This is a genomic window from Halobacterium sp. MBLA0001, assembly GCF_049705385.1.
Taxonomy (GTDB): Archaea; Halobacteriota; Halobacteria; order Halobacteriales; family Halobacteriaceae; genus Halobacterium; species Halobacterium salinarum.
The window spans coordinates 96637-111937 of record NZ_JBNAMQ010000008.1; the positions used below are offsets into that span (position 1 = coordinate 96637).

A 15301-nucleotide genomic window follows, 5' to 3' on the forward strand; every position below is an offset into this window, starting at 1 on the left:
TGCATACGCCGACGCCATGGAAGCCGCCTGCGACGCCGTCCTGGACGTGATCGGGGGCGCTCACGGGCCGTACTCGGGAGCGAGTTACGACCGCCTCCGCGACCGGCTTGCGGACACCACGGCGCTGCCCGCGGAGGGACACCCGCTTGAGGACGTGCTCGCGGCCGTTCGGGAGGACGTGCTTGCCAACGCGGTGCATCCGAGCGACGAGACCTGTGTCGCGCACCTCCAGTGTCCGCCCATGGTGCCGGCGCTCGCTGCCGAGGCGCTGCTCACCGCGAGCAACCAGTCGCTTGACTCCTTCGACCAAGCCCCCGCGGCGACTGTCGTCGAGGAGCGGTTGATCGCCGACCTCACGGCGCTCTACGAGCTTGGCCCGGCCGCCGACGGCGTGGTCACCGGCGGCGGGACGGAGTCCAACCACCAAGCGCTCCTGCTCGCGCGCGACGACTACGTGGAGACCGTGTTCGGGCAGTCGGTTCGTGAACACGGCCTCCCGCCGGCGGCCCAAGACCTGCGAATCCTGTGTTCGGCCGACGCGCACTTCACGGCCGCGCAGTCGGCTGCTCTGCTTGGGTTGGGCGAGGACGCCGTCGTCACGATCCCGACGGACGGCCGCCACCGCATGGACGCCACCGCGCTCAGGGAGACCGTCGAGCGCCTCAACGACGCCGGCAAACACCCGTTCGCGGTCGTCGGAACCGCGGGCACGACCGACTTCGGGAGTATCGATCCCCTGTCGGCGGTGGCCGACGTGGCGGCGACCCATGACCTCTGGGTCCACGTGGACGCCGCGTTCGGCGGTGCCCTCGCAGTCAGCGACCAGCACAGCGAGCGCCTGTCGGGCATCGACCGCGCGGACTCGGTGGCCGTGGACTTCCACAAACTGTTCTTCCAGCCGATCGCCTGCGGGGCGCTCCTGGTCGCTGACGGGGAATCTTTCGAGCTCATGAGCCGCAACGCGGCGTACCTCAATCCGGCGGGCGACGCCGTCCCCAATCTCGTGGCGAAGTCCACGCGCACGACCCGGCGGTTCGACGCGCTGAAGCCGTACGTCGCGTTCCGGACGCTCGGTCGGGACGGACTCGGGGCGCTCGTGGATCGAACGCTCGCGCTCGCCGACGACGTGGCGGGCCTGCTGCGTGCTGACCCGGCGTTCGAGCTGGCGTGCGAGCCGACACTGAACGCGGTGACGTTTCGCTACCGGCCGGTCCGCGAGCACGCCCACTGTGATCCCGGCCCGTGGGCCGATCACGTCACCGAGGCCGCCCGCGAACAGCTGTTCGACGCCGGCACCGCCGTGGTCGCGCGAACGACCGTCGACGACCGCGCGCACGTGAAATTCACGCTCATGAACCCGCGCACAACCGTCGCCGACATCCAGTCGGTACTCGTTGCGTTCAAAGGACACGCCGCGACGATCGAGGCGGCCGACCGGACCGCTCCGATCACGACCGCCGCCGGGGGCGACCAATGACCGGTGTCGGTGCGGTGGCGGACACGCCGGCCGCGCACGCCGAGTCCGCCACCCTGCACGCGTTCCTCAACTGCTACCTCAGGGAGACCGACGCCGGCGAGGTCGTCTCCCCGAGGGCTGTCCCCGACGGCGTGCCGGCCGGCGCACAGCGGGCCGACCGCCGGGTCGTCCGCGTGCCGTTCCCAGCCCAGTCGACGACCGTGTTCGCCCCGTTGCGGTACGCGTCGGCCACTGGCCGCCACCTGTTCGCGGTGCCGGCGTACGCCCGCCCCGGCGTGCCTGACGCGCCGGCCGGGACGCCGTCCCCGATCGACGCGGCGGGCGTCGCGTCGCTGGCGCGCCGCGAGCTCGCGCTCGATGGCGACGACCCGACCGCGGGCCGGGACCTCTTGGAGCGCGTGTTGGCCTCACAGACCGCGACCGAGCGCTTCGTTGCCGCCCGGGATACGCCACGCGACCACGAGCGGCTGTACGACACGACGGTGTCGTTCCGGGACGCCGAGCAGTCGCTGGTGTACGGCCACCACATGCATCCGACGCCGAACAGCCGTACCGGGATCCCGCCACACGAGCAGTCGCGGTACGCGCCGGAGCTGCGAGCCGGCTTCCAGTTGCGGGTTTTCGCCGCTGATCCGGCGCTCGTGGAGACGTGGGCCGCCGGGGACGCGTCCGCGACGGAGTGGCTCCGGTCGGTGGTGGCCGACGCCACCACCGTGCCCCCCGAGTCGGAGGCCACGCTGGTGCCTGTCCATCCGTGGCAGGCCGACTACCTGCACGCACAGCCACACGTCGCGGCGGCGATAGCGCGCGACGAACTCCGTGACCTGGGCGCGTTCGGCCCGACGTTCTACCCCACGTCGTCGGTGCGGACGCTGTGGAGCCCGGACGCCCCGTTCATGTACAAGGGGTCACTGGCGGTGGAGATCACCAACGCCGAGCGAACCAACAAGCGCCCGGAGCTGGCGCGCGGGGTCGCCGTCTCGGAGCTGCTCGCGACCGGGTTCGGGGACGCCTTCGCCGACCGGTTCCCCGCGTTCTCGATCATCGAGGACCCCGCCGCGATCACGCTCACACTGGGCGACGGCGCTGAGTCCGGGTTCGAGGCCGTGCTGCGCGAGAACCCCTTCGCCGGCGATGACACGGACAACGTCACCCCGGTCGCGGCGCTCTGCCAGGACGGCCTGGACGGCCCCGCACGGGCGGCCCGCATCGTGTCGCGGATCGCCACGCGTGAGGGGCGCACCGAGAGCGCGGTCGCCCGCGAGTGGTTCGAGCAGTACCTCGCGCACACGGTCCGGCCGGTCGTCTGGCTGTACTTCCAGCAGGGCGTCGGCTTGGAAGCCCACCAGCAGAACACGCTCGTTCGGCTCGACGACGACGGCCGCCCGACGGCCGGGTTCTACCGGGACAACCAGGGGTACTACTTCCCGGCGTCCCAGGCGGCCGACGTCGACGACTGGCTGCCCGGCGTCTGCGAGCGCGCCGACACCGTCTGCCCGGACGCCATCGCGGACGAACGCCTCCGGTACTACATCGTGTTCAACAACGCCTTCGGCGTCGTGAACGCGCTCGGCGCGGGCGGCGTCGTGGACGAGCGCGCGTTGCTCGCGGTGCTGCGCACGGAACTGGAGTCGTTGGCGGAGCACGAACCCGCCGACTCGACGCTGGTGTCGGCGCTGCTGACCGAGCGCCGCGTGCCCTGCAAGGCGAACCTGCTCACGCGGTTCGAGGAGCGCGACGAACTCGAAGCCGACCTCGAAACGCAGTCCGTCTACACGGCCATCGAGAACCCGCTGGTCACGCGGGTGGACACACAATGACAGCGCCACTGCCCCGAATCACGAGCGACTACGCGTATCGCCGCCCTGACCCCCAGATCGACCGCACCGTCGCGTTCCGGCGGGTGGCACTCGACCGCGACCTGGGCCGCCTGCACGCGTGGCTCACCAGCGACCACGTCACCCCCTACTGGAGCCTGGGTGCGCCGCTGCCGGCGTTCCATCAGGCGATCGGTGACCACCTTGAGGACGACCACGTCACCGCGTACGTCGGCTGCATCGACGGCGTGCCGATGAGTTACGTGGAGCGCTACTGGGTGGCCGCCGACCCGCTGGCCGACCACTACGACGCCGACGACAACGACCAGGGCATCCACATCCTCATCGGGCCGCCGGAGTACCTCGGCCAGGGCTGTGGCACCGCGCTGTTGCGCGCGATGACCGCGCTTGCGTTCCGGCACGCCGCCACCGACCGGGTGGTCGCGGAACCCGACGCCACCAACGACGCCGCCATCGCCGCCTTCGAACGCGCCGGGTTCGAGCCACGGGAGACGTTTCGTTTCCCGCACGAGGACAAGGACGCAACCCGCGTCGTCTGTGACCGCGAGCGCTTCGTGGGGGCGTTCTCACCGGGTGCGATCGCCGCCAACGGGCCGCCCGCAGACGGCCCAGCGGTCAACCACGACGACGCAACGCACCGGTGTCCGTCCGGGGAACACGGCAACAGCACTCTGGAGGCGGACCGATGACGGAGTCGGTTCACGACCTCGTCGGCGTCGGCCTCGGGCCGTTCAACCTCGGGCTGGCCGCCCTGATCGAGGGCAGCGACGACGTGCCACTGGACGCTGCGTTCCTCGAACAGAAACCCGAGTTCGTCTGGCACGACGGCATGCTCATCGAGGGCACAACCCTGGAGGTGCCGTTCCTCGCGGACCTGGTGACGCTGGCGGACCCGACGAACCCCTACAGCTATCTCAACTACCTGCGCGAGCACGACCGGCTCTACGAGTTCTACTTCTACGAGACGTTCCAGATCCCGCGCCGGGAGTACAACGACTACTGCCAGTGGGTCGCCGAGTCGCTGGCTGCGCCCCGGTTCTCGCGGCGCGTCGTCGACATCACGGCGATCGACGACGACGCGACGCCCGCGAACTTCCGCGTCACCGCTGTCGAGCCGGCCGACGAAGCGCGGTCGGCGACCGATGACGACGCACCCACACACCAGTACCGCGCCCGCGACCTGGTTGTCGGGGTCGGGTCACGGCCCTACGTGCCGCCGGCGTTCCGCGATCTACCCGCTCCGGACGTGTTCCACACCGCGGCCTACCGCGAGCACCGGGCGGCCGTGTGTGACGCCGACAGCGTCGCCGTGATCGGCTCCGGACAGAGCGCGGCGGAAGTCGTCCACGACCTGCTCACGCGGCGCTCGACATCCGACCGCAGCCCGCGGGTCGACTGGGTCACGCGATCTGCGGGGTTCTTCCCCATGGAGTACTCGAAACTCGGGCTCCAGCATTTCACGCCGGAGTACACCGACTACGTGTACGACCTGCCACAGCCAGTGAAAGACGAGCTGATCCCCAACCAGGACATCCTCTACAAGGGGATCGACCCCGAGACCAGCACCCGCATCTACGACACGCTGTACGAGCAGTCGATCGGCGGCCGGGACCCCAACGTGGGGATGATCGCCGCCACCGAAGTCGGGGCGGTCGAACCGACCGGAGGTGGGCGCTACCGCGTCGACTGCCGACACCGCCAGACGGACACCGGGTTCGCCTTCGAGACGGACGCCGTGATCCTGGGCACGGGCTACCACCGGCCCACGCCGGGGTTCCTCAGCAGCCTGGAGCCCCGGCTCGCCCGGGACGATCAGGACCGTCTCGCCGTCGACCGGGAGTACGGCGTCGGGGGCGACCTGCCCGGAGGACTGTTCGTGCAGAACGCCGAACTCCACACCCACGGCGTTGGCGCGCCCGACCTCGGACTGGGCGCGTACCGGAACGCCGTGATCCTCGACCGCCTGCTCGCGGACGCCCCGTACCCGGTCGACCGGGACACCGTCTTCCAGGATTTCGCCCCGGAAGCGTACGCCAGCCACGCGCCCGGCGGCCGCGTCCGCGACGACGACCCGACCACACCGCCAGCCGCCGGCCAGCCGAACGATCACCACCAATGACAGACCGCACCAATCCACCCAACCCATGAACACGTACGAAGACACACTCCAGGACGCTGTGACGGCCGACACGTGGGCGACAGTCGAGCGCAGCCTGCTCGCGAAGCTGTTGCGTGAGTTCACCTACGAGGAACTGCTCGCCCCCGAACGCACCACGGACACCGACCGCGGCGGCCGATACCGGCTCGTGTTGCCCGCGGCAGACGACGCGGACACCGTCCGGTATCGCTTCGAGGCTGAGGAGCGCCTCATGGACACGCTGCGCGTGTTCCCGGACACCATCGAACGCGCGCCGGCCGACGCCGACTCGTGGGCGACCGCCACCGACCCCATTCGGTTCCTCCTAGACGCCCGTGAAACGCTCGACGCCACGGAACTCACCACGGGCCACTTGATCCGCGAGTACCGCAACACCCTGCTGGCGGACGCCCACATCGAAGCACGAAGCGCGCCGGAGTCGTTTGCGGACTGCTCGTACGCCGAGTACGAAAGCGAAATGACCGGTCATCCATGGATCACGTTCAACAAGGGACGTCTCGGATGGGATTACGAGGACTACCGGGATTACGCGCCCGAGCGCCGCCAGACCACAACCATCGGCTGGCTGGCAGTGCGCACCGACCGCGTGACCTTCGAAACTGTCAGCGGGCTCACCCCCACGGGGTTGCTCCGCGGAGAGCTCGGCGACCAGTACGACGATTTCATGGCGACGCTGGCGGACCGGGGTCTCGATCCCCAGGAGTACACACTCCTCCCCGTCCACAACTACCAATGGGAGACCACGATCACGTCGCTGTACGCGAGCGAGCTCGCCGCGGACGCGATCGTGCCGCTTGGTAACGGGGCCGACAGCTATCTGCCGGGACAGTCGGTTCGAACGCTGTTCAACGTCGACGCCCCCGAGAAACACAACGTGAAGCTCCCGATGAAGATCCGGAACACGCTGGTGTGGCGCGGGCTGCCGGGCGACCGCACCGAGGCCGCGCCCCGGGTCACCGAGTACATCACGGACATCCGCGACGGCGACCCGTTCCTGCGGGACGACTGCGAGCTCGTGTTGCCAGGGGAGGTCGCGGGCGTCAACTACGATCACCCCGCGTTCAGCGAGCTTGAGGACAACGCCTACCAGTACGACGAGCTGTTGGGGGCCGTCTGGCGGGAGTCCATCACCGACGCCATCCCGGACTCACAGCAGGCGGTCACGCTGGCGGCGCTCCTCCACGAGGCCGACGGCACGGCCGTGATCTCCGAGTTCGTCGAGCGCTCGCCGCTGGAGCTGTCGGCGTGGCTGACGGAGCTGTTCGACACGCTGTTGCCGCCGCTGTTGCATTACCTCTACCGGTACGGCACCGTGTTCTCCCCGCACGGCGAGAACACCATCGTCATCCTCGACGAGGAGTTCGTGCCGACGCGGCTCGGCGTGAAGGACTTCGTCGACGACGTGAACATCTCCGACCAACCTCTCCCGGAGTTGGCGGATCTGGACGCCGACCTGCGGCGCGTGCTGCGCTCGGAGCCCCCGAACGGGCTGTGCCAGTTCTACTTCTGTGGGCTGTTCGTGGGGGTGTTCCGATACCTCTCGGACGTGCTGACGGCCCACCACGGCTACGACGAAACCGAGTTCTGGACGCAAGTGCGGGACGCGATCACGGCGTACCAGGCGGAGTTCCCGGAGCTGTCCGACCGCTTCGAGACGTTCGATCTCCTCCAGCCCACGTTCACGAAGCTCTGCCTCAACCGGAACCGGCTCACCGAAGAGGGGTACAGCGACACCGCGAGCAGGCCACACGCCGCCGAACACGGGACGGTCACGAACGCCCTGCATGAGGTCGCGGGCGACGCCGACGAGTAGTCAGCCCTGGATCAGGTCCATGGCCTCCCCGGCGACGTCGGGCTCAACGGCGATGATGTATCGGCTGCCCGGCGTGAGCGTCGTGTCCGGGCGTGCGATCCGTTGGCCGTCCGCGCCGGAGATGATCACTGTCCCAGCCGGGAACCGAACGTCGCGCAGCTGCTTGCCGGCGGCGGGCGCGCCGTCGGCGACCCGGACGAGCATGAGCTCCAGGTCGCCGGTGATGTCGGCCAGCGTCTGGACGTCATCGCCGATGATCTCGTTGGCCGCGACGCGTGCGCCGGCGCGTTCGGGGAACACCACGGCGTCGACGAACCGGGTGTACGAATCACGCACCCCGTGGTCGATGCGCGCGATGGTGCGGATCGACGGCGTGAGCTCGGCGGCAGCCAGGCAGACCGCGAGGTTCAACCCGGTTTCGCCGGTGAGCGCCGCGATCCCGTCCGCCCGGTCGACGCCCGCCTGTTCGATGATCGCGGGGTTGGTGGCGTCGCCTTCGATGACGGTCGCCATCCACTGATCGGCGATGTCGTCGACGACGCGGGTGTCGCGCTCGATGATCGTCACGTCGTGGCCGCGGTCGGCGAGGAGTTCAGCCGTCTGGAAGCCGACGCGCCCGCCGCCCGCGATGATGAGGTCTCGGTTAGTGGTCATGTGGCGTGTGTTCGGCGTCCGCCGAAATAGTCGTGGTGTCCTCGTCGTCGCCGGCGGCCGACTGCCGGCTGGCGTGTGCGTAGTAGGCAGCCGTCCCCAGAACGATCCAGGCCGCGCTGAGCGCCAACGCAAGCGGATCCGTGCGCACGAGGTAGTCGACCAGCACGACGGACAACACGAGATTGAGCGCGATGCCGATGAGTGGCGGCGCAGGATAGAACGGCATCTCGTAAGGCCGGTTCATGTCGGGGCGCTCGCGGCGCAGTCTGATGACGGCGACGTTGACGATGATGAACGACAGCAGGAAGAACAGACTGGACATGTTGCCGGCGCTCTGCGTGGGCAACGCGACCGACGCCAACATCACCACCGCGCTGGCGATGATCGCGACGAACGGCGTCCCGTAGCGGTGGTGGATCTGGCCGAACGACGGGAGCAGTTGCCCCTCACGGCCCATCGAGAATGCGACCCGTGAGGACGCGATCACGACCGCGTTCAGCGCCGTGAGCGTCGAGAACACCGCGCCGAAGACGATGAGTGCGCCGCCGTTCTGGATGATCGGCAGTCCGGTGGGCATGAACGACGTGGCTGCCTCCGCGATGCCCGCTTCGCCGGCCGCCGCCAGGCCGTCAGCGCCGAGCGTGCCGACGGCGACGGTGACGACTGCCAGGTAGACGATCACGGTCGCGATCAGGCTCACGAAGATCGCCTTCGGGATGTTCTCGCGGGGGTTTTTGACTTCCTCCGTGACGGTGGTGATGAGGTCGTAGCCCTCGAAGGCGATGAACGTCAGTCCCATGGCGGGCAGGATCGCCGCCGGGCCGCCACCCACTCCGAACAGCGGCTGGAATTCGGCCCCGGAGAACAGCGGGGACGTCGCGCCGAACGCCACGAACACCACCAGGATGCTCACTTTGATGATCGTGAAGATGGTTTCAGCGCTCCCGCTTGCCGCTGTGGACACGGCGTTAAGCGCCACCAGTCCGAGCACTGCGATGAACGCCAGCACGAACGCGGCGGGCACTGAGGCGTCGAGCAGCGGGACGGCGATCGCGCCGACCTGGTCCGGTGGGGCCACCAGGCCGTAGACGTGCAGCAGTTCGAGGAAGTTGGGCGCGAACCCGAGTGCGTACAGCGCGCCCGCGATCATGTACGCGAACCACAGCATCCACCCCATGATGAACGAGGAGAAATCGCCGAAGATCTCGCGCACGAACGCGTAGCCGCCGCCGCTTTTCGGGATCGAGGCCGCGAGTTCGGCGTACGAGAGTCCGGTGAACGCGGTGACGACGCCGTTCAGCGCGAACACGAGGATAGCGGCCGGCCCAGCGATTTCGGCCGCGAGGCCGGTCAAAACGAAGATCCCGGCACCGATCATCGCCCCCATGCCGATCATCGTGGCGTCGAGCAATCCGAGTTCGGCGTCGGGGGATCGCGTTTGGCTGCTGCTCATCAGATACTACTGTGGAGGTGTAGTGTATCCATCGTGTGAACGGGACAACTCAGCCGACACACTTGATTTCTTGCATACGAGCGGTGATAGGTGTGGCGACGTGGCTCCGGGACCAGGTGGGGCGGTGACACCAACGCCCACGACGTGACATCCTCCGCGCCGTGAACGGCGCGGCTTCCCTGCATGAGAATACCGGCTAACTACCGGCAGGGGGTTCCGACCCGACCTCTCCGAGCGTCATCTGCCGAGGTTGGCTCTGCTCGGTGGGGGTCGCGGCGCTGTCACAGGCGCTCCCATCCCGTGAAATGTCATCGCCCGCCGGTTTCAGCGGCAGGCTCTCACCCCACGGGTCGTGGCGGTCAGCGATGTTGACCGCCGCGTTAATGTCTGCGTGATACTCCGACACCCAACACTCCTCGTTCTGGCACCGGAACTCGTCGCCGTTCCGATACCCGATGTGACCGCACTCGTGGCACGTCTGACTCGTGTAGTCCGGTCGCACGTATCTGACCGGGATACCAGCCTCTCGTGCTTTGTCCCTGATGCGCTGTTGAACGCGAGCGAACGCCCATGCGTGGAGGCGTCGGTTCATCCACTCGCCGTAGTCCAGCGACTCGCGGATGTGGGCCAAATCTTCGAGGACGATAAGCGGCTTCTCGAATTGCTGGGCGTACTCGACGGCTTCCCGGCTGGCCTTCTCGATAATGTCCGTGAGCGCGTTCTGGGAGTGGTCAAATCGCTCGTCTATTCGCCATTGGGCGGCGTCACGCTCTTGCAGGCGGCAGAGCATCGTGAACATCGCTTTGCGGAGGTGTCGCGCTCGACCGCGGTTGATGAGTAGTGGGTCAGTCGGAGTGCCCTGCTCGTAGGCACAGCCCGCGAGCAGGTGTGCTTCGCCAATATCGAAGCCAACTGGTGTTACGTCGTCGTCGTCTGTCGCGTCGTAGTCAGGTTCTTCGACCGGATACTCGACGGTGACGTGGAGTGTCCACGATGTGCGGTGGCGTTGCAGGCGGAGTTGCCCTGCCGACGCCTCACCGTCACCGAGGTCGTGCCACAGCCCTTCTTGGGCGGGATTGATGCGAAGCGGAATCCAGAAGTTCGTCCCTCGGCCCGGCTGTGGCACCCACCACGTAAACTCGTAGTCCCGCTCCGGCGAGTGGTCGAACTCGGCGGCTTGGTTGGTGAGTCGAACCGGATGGTCGTCGTCTAACTCCTGTGCGTCGTAGGTGCCGTGCAGTTGCGGGACGTAGTTGCACAGGGCCGCTTTTGCCTGATACGGTAGGTCGTAGGGCGTCACCACGTCGCTGGTGGCGGTCATCGTCTCGCACCCGGCGTCGAACGCTTCGTGGAGTCCTGCCCGGTAGGTATCGAGCAGGTCACACAGTTTGCGCTTTTTGTGGGTTGTCGGTGGGGCGAGCGTGGCCTCCAGCGTTTTCGTGGTCGTGGTGGTCATGCTACTGATTTTCAACGTAATCCATCAACACGTCGATGCTGACCTGCCCGGTCGTGGTGAGGAAGTACCCCGGTTGCCAGAAAGCATCTTCGAGGCGGTCTTTAACATTGGGGTACTCTTTGCGAATCCGGCGCGAGGTGACGCCCTTCAGGGAGTTGATGAACTTTGTGAGGTTGGTGGTGGGTTTGGTCGTGAACTGGATGTGAACGTGGTCGGTGCCACCGTCGACGTTCTGTATATCGGTCTCGAAGTCCTCTGCAATCTCGTGGGCAACTTCGGCCACGCGTCCCAGCCGCTCATCGGTGAGAATGTCGGCCCGGTACTTCGTGACGGTTACAAAGTGAGATTAGAGCGCGTAGACTGTGTGCGACCCGGACTGCAGGTTGTACTCTATTTGGCCTCACGAAAAACAATTCACCCAAGTCGCACAATTCTTGTGCCGGTGGGTATTCCCTCAGGCAGACCCGCGTGGACTGTGGCACCGGGCTTACGCGGTTCACGCCCGCCGTGGAACGGCGGGATTCTCTCGCTGAATCAAGATAGTTTGAAGACCGTTGGCTGTGAATGAGAATATATGCCACAACTGAAGCGCTTCGTGATCGCCGGCGGCGGTCAGGTCGGCCTCCAAGCAGCCGGCAACCTCTCGTCGCTTGGCCATGACGTGGTGCTCATCGAACCCGATGAGCAGCGCGTCGCGGAGCTCTCCGACGCCTACGTCGGCCCCGTCATTCACGGCGACGCGACCCGGCCGTCGATTCTCACCCAGGCCGATCTCGACGACGCCGACGCCATCGCCGCGCTCACCGACGACACCAGCGCGAACCTCGCGATCTGCATGGAAGCCCAACACCTCAACCCCGCGATTCAGACGCTCGCCCGCGCGGACACGCAGTGCAACGAGGAGTACGAGGAGGTCGTCGACGCCACCCTCCTTCCGAAATACCTCGGTGGCGACTACGCGGCGGATATGCTCACCGGCGAGGACGTTCGCACGCTCGTCTACCCCACGAGTGATCTGGACATCATCGAGATCTCGGTCGCCGAGTCGGCACCTGTTGCCGGCCGCCGCCTCGATGAGATCGCGCTCCCGGAGGGGAGCCTCCTGATCTCGACCGCCGACCGCGAGCACCTGGCTGGCCCGGAGATGGTCTTAGAACCCGAGCGCCGATACGTGCTCGCCGTCGAAGCGGACGTGGCGGACGAGGTCAGGGACCTCATGCGGGGGTGACGCCGTCGTGGGCGGCACACGACTGACGACCAGTCGCTTCCAATCAGCCCGAGACGGCAGTAGTCAGGTGAGAACTGGGTCTGTAGCGGGTAGTCGAGGTGGGAAAGCCACCACACCCGTGTCGCTGTGACAGTGGGCCGGAACAGTAGGCTGTTACAGACAGTAGGTACAGAGATCTGTTACAGAACGCTGTAACAACTACCTGTGACAGACAGGTAGGTCGTCCGAGCGGGCAGTGGCCAGGTGTCGGTGATACGGGATTGCTGCGAAAACGCGGCTGCAGCCGCGACAGTGCGGTTCCGGGCGTTCCCTGTGACCGATGGCCCTCCAGATTTCTGTTACAGATAGTCGTTACAGATATCTGTTCCAGAAAACTGTCAAGACAGTCTGACACAGATATATGTAACCGGGTGCTCGTAGGGACACACATGATCACGGCGGTTGTCTACGCCGAGTCCGGAGGAACGTTCAAAACCACGATGACCGCGAACCTCGCGGTCGCGCTCAGCCGAATGGACCTCGATGTGCTGGTGCTTGACCTCGACCCGCAGACTGGCAACCTCACGTCACTGTTCGACGTGGGTGAGGACCGCAGCGATCCGAACGCGGACAACCTTGTCAAGCACATCCTCGAGATGCCGGACGGCGACTTCGCATCGCTCATCGAGACGTCCCCAGAGGGCGTCGACATCGTGCCGAGCCACGACATGCTGAGTGACTTCACGTCCAACCTCGAACAGAAGATCACGTACGAGACCGGCGTGAAAGACGTGTCCCGCGAGGAGTACCCGCGCTACGAGCTGCTGTACCGGCTGCTGTGGGAGCGCGAACAGGTGAACGAGCAGTACGACGTGGTGCTCATCGACCCCAACGCACGCGCCGAAGACCTCCTGTACAACGCGATGTACGCGCTTCGCACGCTCGTCGCGCCGGTCAAACCGGCTGGCAAGGGCAGCCTCAGCCTGGACGGCCTCGAAGAGATGGTCGGGAACATGGAGACCGAACTCGACATCGGCGTCGGCTTGTCGTGTGTGGTCCCCTGTGGGGTGGGGCAGACGAACGCCCACAAGCAGTACCGCGACCGGTTCGAGACCACGGACGCGTTCGCGACACCGGTCTCGATCGGCTCCCGAGAGAGCCTGATGGACGCCATGTGGGAGGCCCACGGATCTGCGTTCAAAGTCATCGAGGAGCGCTGGAAGACCTACGAGGGCGACGACGGGATGGTGAGCGAGCGCGGAAAGCGACGGGTGCCTGACCGCGAACTCGAAACCCTGGAGACGATTTGGCGACTCGCCGGGTTCATCGCCACCGACACCTTCGACGCCACGGTCCCCGAAGAGTTGGTCCTGGACATCGTTGACGACGGGACCGAGACCCTGCAGATGGCGGGCAACGGACACCCGGAGGTGGCCGACTGATGGGGAACTCGTTCAAGCAGGGCGCTGGCGACCTGGACTTCGGCGGCGACAGCACCGCCGACGAGGACGAAGCCGACGACGCGACGGAATCCGGTCCGGACGCAGCCGACCCAACCCCAACCGAACAGGGCGCGACGTCGGAGACGGACGGACACACGTACCCCTACTTCGTGCGCCGAAACACGGTTGGTGACGAGCGCGACAACCGCTTGGAGGTGTTCGCCCGCGACAGGGTGGTCGCCCAGGAGGCCGAGTTCCGGCGGCAGCTGGCCGCCCGCCTCGACACTGACGCGGTGTCGAAGACCGACGCCCGCGAGTACGCGCTGTTGGCGGCGTTCGACAATGTGGATGCCGTCGCCGACCGGATGGCCAACGACGGCTACGGCGAGACGGAGTAGTTGAACTCAGGGCTGGGCGTTCCGGCGGCGGTGGTCGGCGTCCCAGCCGTCGAATATGCCGTATTCGGTCATGGTGGTCATGCCCGCGATCGCGGCGCGAAGGCTGATCCCGAGCAGGGGGACGCCGGCAACCGTGACGATCGCGTCCGCCTGGATCACGGCCCCGTCGCGCAACAGTACGTCGACGAATTCAACGATGGCGTGGGAGTTACGCTTGGTTGGGTTCATCGGTACAGATGTCGGGCGCGAACGTGTACGGCGGCCAGGGGCCGGTGAATCGGATCGTCACGCCGTCGCGTGCGGCGATGTCGTCCAGTTGCGATCCCAGCGCGGATTCGTCGGTTTCGGGCGCGAGCACGGCGAGTCGCGCGATCGGCGTATGACGCTCGGATACCGACTCGTCCCGCAGAGACGTTGTGGTGTCTTGGGACGCCACCTGGGTGGCGACCGGTTCGACGGCTGCGGACAGGTCACTGGCGAGCGCCGACCGACGTGCCCGGCGGCGCTCCGCCAGCCGGGCGTCGTACTGCTTTTCGAGCAGGAACGTCGTGCCTGCGTCAGCCTCGGCCTGGCGCGCTTCGAGAGCCTGGAGCGTGTCGTCGGTGGCGGTTACGTGCGCCTCGAAGGGCTGTGGGTCCCACAGCAGGGTGACGCGATACTCCCAGCAGCCGGCAAACCCGTCCAGTTCAGTGCGGAGACGGGGATGCGTGTCAGCAAGCCAGTCGGTGAGCGCACTGTCGCCGCCGGCGAAGACGGTGTCGAACCGCATCGGGAGTGGCGTGCCGAACACGTCACTGACATCGTCGACGACCTGCTGGTGGGTGACCAGCCACCGCTTCACCTGATCGATGTCGTCGGCGTCGTACACCGACGTGCAGTCGTGGACGACAGCGCCGACGCCGTCGACGGAGACCACGCGAACGGTCTCGTCGTCGATTCCCGTCGTCTCCCCGACGGAAGCTGATGGCACGGACGTGGTGTCGACGACGCAGTAGACGTACCGCCCGTCCGAAAGCTGTGCGCGAGCCTGCGACTGTGCGGGCGTCACGCTGACCCACCACCGGAGTCGCCGTCAGCGCTGTGCTGGGGTTCGAACCCCGGTGTGGAGTCGGCCTCCGACATCTGTGTGATGGCGTCCCGGAGCACGTGGTCCAAGTCGTCTTTGAACTCGTCGACGGCCGCCTCGATGTCCTGGTCGGCCTGCAGGCGGTCTAGTTCCGCCTCGAGCGCCTGGAGTTGGCTCCCGAGTCGCTCGATCTCCGCGTCCGACAGGGAGCCCGACTCCATGCGCCGCACGGCCTCCCCTTCGAGTGCCTCGACCAGGAGTTCGACGACTGTCACGACGAGCGCCGTGAGCCCGCTCTGGAGGTCCTCGTCGTCGTGGTCGTCAAGCGCGATCTCCATG

General features: G+C 66.9%; 14 protein-coding genes and 1 pseudogene. 8 read left to right on the forward strand and 7 right to left on the reverse strand.

What is annotated here, in order from left to right; genetic code table 11:
- The first annotated feature begins 16 nt into the window (after positions 1–16).
- The 5 genes from ACOZ32_RS12850 to ACOZ32_RS12870 are packed head-to-tail and all read left to right on the forward strand — an operon-like array spanning position 17 to position 7286.
- On the forward strand, positions 17–1477 hold the full coding sequence (locus ACOZ32_RS12850; RefSeq protein WP_010904086.1) for a pyridoxal phosphate-dependent decarboxylase family protein: 1461 nt from the start codon (positions 17–19) through the stop codon (positions 1475–1477).
- Positions 1474–3297 (forward strand): IucA/IucC family protein, encoded by a 1824-nt coding sequence (locus tag ACOZ32_RS12855; RefSeq protein WP_010904087.1) that lies wholly within the window; start codon positions 1474–1476, stop codon positions 3295–3297. Before ACOZ32_RS12850 ends, ACOZ32_RS12855 begins: the two co-directional genes overlap by 4 nt.
- Complete coding sequence (locus ACOZ32_RS12860; protein ID WP_010904088.1) at positions 3294–4004, forward strand: GNAT family N-acetyltransferase; 711 nt, start codon at positions 3294–3296, stop codon at positions 4002–4004. Before ACOZ32_RS12855 ends, ACOZ32_RS12860 begins: the two co-directional genes overlap by 4 nt.
- Positions 4001–5434 carry a lysine N(6)-hydroxylase/L-ornithine N(5)-oxygenase family protein gene (locus ACOZ32_RS12865; protein WP_010904089.1) on the forward strand — a complete coding sequence of 478 codons (1434 nt, stop codon included), beginning with the start codon at positions 4001–4003 and terminating at the stop codon, positions 5432–5434. The genes ACOZ32_RS12860 and ACOZ32_RS12865 overlap by 4 nt, the downstream gene beginning before the upstream one ends.
- A 25-nt stretch (positions 5435–5459) precedes the next feature.
- A complete protein-coding gene (locus ACOZ32_RS12870) occupies positions 5460–7286 on the forward strand; it encodes an IucA/IucC family protein (RefSeq protein ID WP_010904090.1) in 1827 nt (608 codons plus the stop codon).
- Here the strand turns inward: ACOZ32_RS12870 and ACOZ32_RS12875 are convergent, their stop codons facing one another.
- The 4 genes and pseudogenes from ACOZ32_RS12875 to tnpA all read right to left on the reverse strand — a co-directional run bounded on the left by ACOZ32_RS12875 (position 7287) and on the right by tnpA (position 11243).
- Positions 7287–7940, reverse strand: a complete 654-nt coding sequence (locus ACOZ32_RS12875) for a potassium channel family protein (protein WP_010904091.1) — start codon at positions 7938–7940, stop codon at positions 7287–7289.
- Positions 7930–9393 carry an APC family permease gene (locus tag ACOZ32_RS12880; protein WP_010904092.1) on the reverse strand — a complete coding sequence of 488 codons (1464 nt, stop codon included), beginning with the start codon at positions 9391–9393 and terminating at the stop codon, positions 7930–7932. The genes ACOZ32_RS12875 and ACOZ32_RS12880 overlap by 11 nt, the downstream gene beginning before the upstream one ends.
- A 196-nt stretch (positions 9394–9589) precedes the next feature.
- Positions 9590–10849: an RNA-guided endonuclease TnpB family protein gene (locus tag ACOZ32_RS12885; protein WP_012289623.1), complete on the reverse strand. Its 1260-nt coding sequence runs from the start codon at positions 10847–10849 to the stop codon at positions 9590–9592.
- Between the two features lies 1 nt (position 10850).
- Positions 10851–11243: pseudogene (tnpA, locus tag ACOZ32_RS12890) on the reverse strand (IS200/IS605 family transposase).
- Between the two features lie 180 nt (positions 11244–11423).
- Here tnpA and ACOZ32_RS12895 point away from each other — a divergent pair.
- The 3 genes from ACOZ32_RS12895 (at position 11424) to ACOZ32_RS12905 (ending at position 13896) form a co-directional block, all read left to right on the forward strand.
- Complete coding sequence (locus tag ACOZ32_RS12895; RefSeq protein ID WP_010904095.1) at positions 11424–12077, forward strand: potassium channel family protein; 654 nt, start codon at positions 11424–11426, stop codon at positions 12075–12077.
- 428 nt (positions 12078–12505) lie between these two features.
- A complete protein-coding gene (locus ACOZ32_RS12900) occupies positions 12506–13498 on the forward strand; it encodes a ParA family protein (RefSeq protein ID WP_010904097.1) in 993 nt (330 codons plus the stop codon).
- Complete coding sequence (locus tag ACOZ32_RS12905) at positions 13498–13896, forward strand: hypothetical protein (RefSeq protein ID WP_010904098.1); 399 nt, start codon at positions 13498–13500, stop codon at positions 13894–13896. Before ACOZ32_RS12900 ends, ACOZ32_RS12905 begins: the two co-directional genes overlap by 1 nt.
- A gap of 6 nt (positions 13897–13902) precedes the next feature.
- Here ACOZ32_RS12905 and gvpM read toward each other — a convergent pair whose 3' ends face one another.
- Genes gvpM through ACOZ32_RS12920 form a run of 3 tightly spaced genes read right to left on the reverse strand, consistent with a single transcriptional unit; the run spans position 13903 to position 15300 of the window.
- Entirely contained in the window at positions 13903–14124 is a 222-nt protein-coding gene (gene gvpM / locus ACOZ32_RS12910) for a gas vesicle protein GvpM (protein ID WP_012289625.1), read from the reverse strand.
- A complete protein-coding gene (gene gvpL / locus ACOZ32_RS12915; protein WP_012289626.1) occupies positions 14105–14944 on the reverse strand; it encodes a gas vesicle protein GvpL in 840 nt (279 codons plus the stop codon). Before gvpL ends, gvpM begins: the two co-directional genes overlap by 20 nt.
- The gene (locus ACOZ32_RS12920) at positions 14941–15300 is read right to left on the reverse strand and encodes a gas vesicle protein K (protein WP_010904100.1); all 360 of its coding nucleotides are present in this window, start codon (positions 15298–15300) and stop codon (positions 14941–14943) included. Before ACOZ32_RS12920 ends, gvpL begins: the two co-directional genes overlap by 4 nt.
- Position 15301: the final 1 nt, after the last annotated feature.